The sequence below is a fragment of the Streptococcus sp. DD04 genome (assembly GCF_001578725.1).
GTDB lineage: Bacteria > Bacillota > Bacilli > Lactobacillales > Streptococcaceae > Streptococcus > Streptococcus sinensis.
The window spans coordinates 105,295-110,428 of sequence record NZ_KQ968979.1 but is presented as its reverse complement, the minus strand read 5'-3'; the positions used below and the strand labels follow the sequence as shown (position 1 = coordinate 110,428).

At 43.6% G+C, this 5,134-nt stretch carries 7 protein-coding genes; 4 read left to right on the top strand and 3 right to left on the bottom strand.

From position 1 onward, the window contains the following. Both STRDD04_RS07450 and STRDD04_RS07445 read right to left on the bottom strand, forming a co-directional pair. The coding region (locus STRDD04_RS07450; protein WP_062201086.1) for an 8-oxo-dGTP diphosphatase at positions 1-454 on the bottom strand (454 nt) is incomplete at its 3' end. Positions 455-473: 19 nt separating this feature from the next. Continuing rightward, positions 474-1,649 carry an aminoacetone oxidase gene (locus tag STRDD04_RS07445; protein WP_062201084.1) on the bottom strand — a complete coding sequence of 392 codons (1,176 nt, stop codon included), beginning with the start codon at positions 1,647-1,649 and terminating at the stop codon, positions 474-476. Positions 1,650-2,275: 626 nt separating this feature from the next. Here STRDD04_RS07445 and rpsO point away from each other — a divergent pair. After that, on the top strand, positions 2,276-2,545 hold the full coding sequence (rpsO, locus tag STRDD04_RS07440) for a 30S ribosomal protein S15 (protein WP_004193424.1): 270 nt from the start codon (positions 2,276-2,278) through the stop codon (positions 2,543-2,545). A gap of 326 nt (positions 2,546-2,871) precedes the next feature. Here the strand turns inward: rpsO and STRDD04_RS07435 are convergent, their stop codons facing one another. After that, entirely contained in the window at positions 2,872-3,798 is a 927-nt protein-coding gene (locus STRDD04_RS07435) for an alpha/beta hydrolase family protein (protein ID WP_062201081.1), read from the bottom strand. Positions 3,799-4,084: 286 nt separating this feature from the next. Here STRDD04_RS07435 and STRDD04_RS07430 point away from each other — a divergent pair, with 286 nt between their 5' ends. The 3 genes from STRDD04_RS07430 to STRDD04_RS07420 all read left to right on the top strand — a co-directional run. After that, the gene (locus tag STRDD04_RS07430) at positions 4,085-4,498 is read left to right on the top strand and encodes a YjdF family protein (protein ID WP_062201078.1); all 414 of its coding nucleotides are present in this window, start codon (positions 4,085-4,087) and stop codon (positions 4,496-4,498) included. 187 nt (positions 4,499-4,685) lie between these two features. Further along, entirely contained in the window at positions 4,686-4,907 is a 222-nt protein-coding gene (locus STRDD04_RS07425; protein WP_062201074.1) for a DUF4649 family protein, read from the top strand. A gap of 18 nt (positions 4,908-4,925) precedes the next feature. After that, the coding region (locus STRDD04_RS07420) for a thioredoxin family protein (RefSeq protein WP_062201071.1) at positions 4,926-5,134 on the top strand (209 nt) is incomplete at its 3' end.

The following is a 5,134-nucleotide window of genomic DNA, read 5'->3' as shown; positions in this document are numbered from 1 at the left end:
ACTTCAAGTCATAAAGCCAGTCGTCACCGTCTTTATAGTAAAAGAATTCACTTAAATCGTCTTCTAGAAAAACACGAAGCATGTCTGACATATCCTTAGTTGCAAGTTTCAGATGAGACAGATTTTGCAACTCTTCCCACCGGACCTTTCCTTCGTCTGAGGATTGCAGCACACCGGAATAGTGCTTTGTCTTATAGAGCAGCACAACATAGCGAAAATCTTTGTCATCATACCAATCCTTGATGCCGCAAAGTTGAGGTTTGGAGATGGTAAGTCCCGTTTCTTCTTTGACTTCTCTGATAACTGCCTCGGTAAAAGATTCCCCGCGCTCTACATGCCCGCCAGGAAAAGTGATGCCGGGCCAGTCAGGACTAACTCGGTCCTGGACAAGAACTTTTTCTCCGTCATAAATCATGCACATGTTGACGAATTCAACTGTTTCGCATCTGTTCATCTTGTTCTCCCTTTAATTTTTAATCATAATGCAAACTTCCTGCCACCCAGCCGGTGCAGAGGGCAGAAGTGATATTGAAGCCGCCCGTATGGGCATTGATGTCTAGGACTTCGCCGGCAAAGTGGAGACCGGGAACGAGCTTGCTTTCCAGAGTTTTAGGATTGATTTCCTTGAGACTAACGCCACCCTTGGTGACAAAGGACTTGGCCAGGGACATTTTGCCAGTGACAGGGATGGGCAGTTCTTTAATTTGCTTGATGAGAGCTTCTTTTTCACTGAGATTGAGTTGTTTGACTTTCTCGGGAAAGGGCTGGGCAAAAAATTCTACCATTCGCTCGGGTAGGAGGATTTTCAGGCAGTTCTTCAGCGATTTCTCCCGATGTTCTTCTAAAAAGTCTGCCAAATCCTGCTGACTCATCTGTGGCAGGACATCCAGATAGATGGTTTCGCCGCCCTTGACAAAGCTAGACAAGCGCAGAGCAGCCGGACCGGATAGGCCAAAGTGGGTAAAGAGCAGGTCGTGGGTAATGACATGCTTGCCATAGCTGAGGGTCACATCGTCCAGCGAAATCCCCTGAAGCGCTTTGTGAGGGAAGTCAGTCAGAAGAGGACTTTCAGCGGCTTCCAGGTCAGTTACTGTGTGCTTGAAGTGTCGGGCGATATCGTGTCCGAAGCCTGTCGAGCCAGTTGAAGGGTAGGACTTGCCGCCAGTCGTCACAATTAATTTCTGACAGGTCCAAGCCTGGTCGCTGGATTTGACAGTGAAAAGCTCATCAGATTTTTTAACGGAGACGATTTCGGTATTGGTGATGACAGTACCACCTAGCTCTGCAATTTTCTTTTCCAAAGCTTCGATAATGGTGCGGGACTTGTCTGTCGCTGGGAAAACACGACCGTGGTCTTCGACCTTGAGTTTGACACCATTCTCGGTAAAAAAGTTAATGATATCATGGTTGTTAAACTGGGAAAAGACGCTGTAAAGAAAGCGCCCGTTGCCTGGAATACCGGCCATGAGGTCATCTAGGCTTCCGTTATTGGTCACATTGCAGCGCCCGCCGCCCGTTCCGGCTAGTTTCTTGCCCAATCGTTTATTTTTCTCAAGGAGTAAGGTCTTCTGTCCATAGAAAGAACTGGAAATGGCAGCCATCATGCCAGCCGGTCCTCCGCCGATGACGATTGTGTCGAAATGGTTCATGTATCTTTTCCTTTCATGGAGAGTGGTTTTTATCTGTTAGTTGGAAATCTTGGATTTCTTTGCTGAGTATCCTTTTCCAGTCTTTAAATACGACAAATTTGCCCCTGTGATTCTGGAGTTCCTATTAACGAGGCATTCTTCAGCAGGCTCTAATCACGTCTCGGCTCTACTCAGGAGAGGATTTTAGCTGAAAAATTATAGTTTTTATACACATCTTCTGTTTGGGGCAGTTTAGAAAATTCTCGCTTGCGCTCCCCTAAACTCGATATATTTCATAGGACGTTCTCTTTGTATGAACTTAAATTCAGTATAAGCTAATCCTGCTCCAATGTCAAAAAGTGGCTGCTTAGACGTGGGGGCTCGATAAAAGTGTAAGAAGTCCTCGATTTTTGATGAAGCGACTAGGTCAGTTTTTCACAGCTGGTCATTCAAATCCTTTTGCAAAAATTCTTGAGTGATGCTTGGGGACTATCTACACAGATTTATCGTGTATGAAAACTAGAACATTTGACAAAACCTTTCCTTCCTGATAAAATAAGAATGTCTAAAAGACAAATAACTTCTTCTTGGTTGCAGGCCATGCCAAACCTGCCACTCGGATGAAGCGTAAAGAAAAGGAGTATATCATGGCAATCTCAAAAGAGAAAAAAAATGAAATCATTGCACAATACGCACGTCACGAAGGTGACACTGGTTCAGTAGAGGTACAAGTTGCTGTCCTTACTTGGGAAATCAACCACCTCAACGACCACATCAAGCAACACAAAAAAGACCACGCTACTTACCGTGGTTTGATGAAGAAAATCGGTCGCCGTCGTAACCTATTGGCTTACCTTCGTAAGAATGACGTTAACCGTTACCGTGAGTTAATCAACTCTCTAGGACTTCGTCGCTAATCTGCTTGATTTTCCACTTACATTGCCTTGTCACTTTACCTCGATATACTCAAGTATTATCTTCAGTTACGGTTCCTAGCACTGTAAGGTAAAATAAACCAGATCTTCTCCCTTCGGGGAGATTTTTAATTTTCACTAGGATTTTACCCCGAGTTCAAATTAGCTCTCTGATTTCAGAGGGCTTTTTGACTATCTTACCTCTAAAATCTAGCCCGTCTTGAGATACTCAAGTATCATTGACATCTTCTGTCTTAGACTAATTCTTCTAATGCTTCAACTAAAAAGCTCTTCTATTTCTTTAGAAGAACTTTTTCTATCAGTGAGTTTTACTCTTTCAAGAATTTTTGGATTGCAGGAGCGGCAGTGATAGCGAAGCGTTGGTCAATGCGATGTTTCCCGCCTTCTACAGTGACCAGCTCTGCATTTGGAATGGTCTGACTGGCGTCAACCGCATACTGGTAGGGAACGACAGCGTCGTCAGTACCGTGGATAATGAGGGTCGGAGCGGTGATTTTGGCCTGCTCTGCTTGAATGTCAATGTCTAAGGCATCAATCAGATAAATATTGCCCAGAGTAGCATTGCGGTGTGTCAGGCTATCAGGAAGTTGATCGAGGTCTGGGCTTCCCAGCTCACGGTAGGTCTCCTTGGCATCATCGAAAAGAACGAAGGCCGGAAAGATAAGCATGAGTTTGTGCACACGGTCAGGATAAGCTGCAGCATAGAGACTGGCAACAACACCGCCTTGGCTGGCACCGAATAAACTCATTTTGCTCTTATCTACAAAGGTCTCAGAACGAAGCTTTTCCATGACTTGAGTCAAGTCTGTCAGTTCGGTCTTGACCGACATATTCAGCATATCTTGTCCACCGCTTTTCGATTGGCGGCTGCCACCGTAGAAATCAAAGCTGTAAACCAGATAACCTTGCTTTGCCAGCAGCTGGCTGTACATTTCATATTGCTCAAGGGTGTTGTTGAATCCATGTGCGATAACAATAGTCGGCAATTTTTTACTCTTGTAGTCACGAGGAGCAGTAATCTTTCCGTAGAGTTGCTTGTCATCGTATGAAATACTGTACTCTTCGGATACGATGTCTTCTGTCGGAGTCGGTTGCTTGTCGCTCTTCTCGTTAGAGGCTGTCTGTGTGGTTTCTGGCTTAGGAGGGGTGGGATTAGATTTAGTCTGGGAATACCAGAAGAAAACAGTCAGTCCAGCCAAGACCAAGGTTACTAAGAAGGTCCAAATGTATTTCATCTTTCTCTCCTTTCAGTATTTGTAGTATTATAGCGGAAATGAATGTATTTTACAAGAAGAGAGATTTCTTGTTTTTGATTTTTCTGGATCTCATACAAGAAAATCCAATTCAGTCATCTAAGCGAGATTCCGATAACCTTGAGTTTTTTAGAAAATCTTGCTAAACTGTAGCTACTAAGATAAAAACACAGTTCTGGTTGGTAGTCCAGACGCAAAAATCCATTTTTTGTCAGTAACCTTCCTCCTTGGTTGTCCATTCTTAGGAATTTTTAAAGGAGGGGCTGTCATGGATAAGATTTCAATGACGCTGACAGTTTATTTTGAAGAGGGATTTTGGCACGGTCTTTTCGAGCAGGAACATGCTCAATCTTATAGAGTTTGCCGAGTCACCTTTGGTGCAGAGCCTAGTACGCAGGAATTGTTGAATTTTCTAAACCGTTATTATCATCGGTTGAAGTTTAGTCCTAGCATCAGAGTTAAGGAGATGACTAAGTCGGTCAGTCCTAAACGCCTGCAGAGACAGGCTAAAAAGGAGCAGATGGCTTCACGTTCTTCAAAGTCTCAGGAAGCGCTGAAGCTGCAATTTGAAGAGCAAAAGAAAATCGCTCGAGTCAAGCGCAAGCAGCAGAAAGAACTGGCTAAGCAAAGGAAATTCAAACTCAAACAGCAAAAACGGTTGAAAAAGCACAAGGGGCATTGAACCTGTTTTTTCTTATTTACATGGGAAAGTCTTCCGATGGGAGGCTTTTTTGTTTGTCAGGCAATCGGCGGCTTACTTGAAAAGTGGATTGATTTCCCCAAGTCGTTTTATTTGACTGATGTAATATCATAGGTTACAATATAGTTATAAAACATGTTGGTTACAATTGTAATCGAAAGGAGGTTTTATGATTGAAATTACCTATTTGGATGCTGTTATGCAGGAGTGGAAGATGACCTTTGAGTCTTATCAGGAGTTTGAACAGTCCCAGCAAGCCTGCTTGATTGGGGTAGCAGATTATTATCCGGTTAAAAAGCTGACTTATAAAGGCTATGATTTGAACTATCAGGGCACTTATGGAGATGTGTTCTTTTTCCTGATGAAGCAGGATTTGGCAAATTTTGACTAAAAATAAAGGAGAAAAATAATGGTAAAAGCAATCACAGATGCAAGTTTTGAACAAGAAACCAGGGAAGGATTAGTGCTCATTGACTTTTGGGCGACTTGGTGCGGGCCTTGCCGCATGCAGGGGCCAATCCTCGATAAACTATCAGAGGAACTTTCTGAAGATGAGCTCAAGATTGTCAAGATGGATGTGGATGAAAATCCAGCGACAGCACGCACCTTTGGCATCAT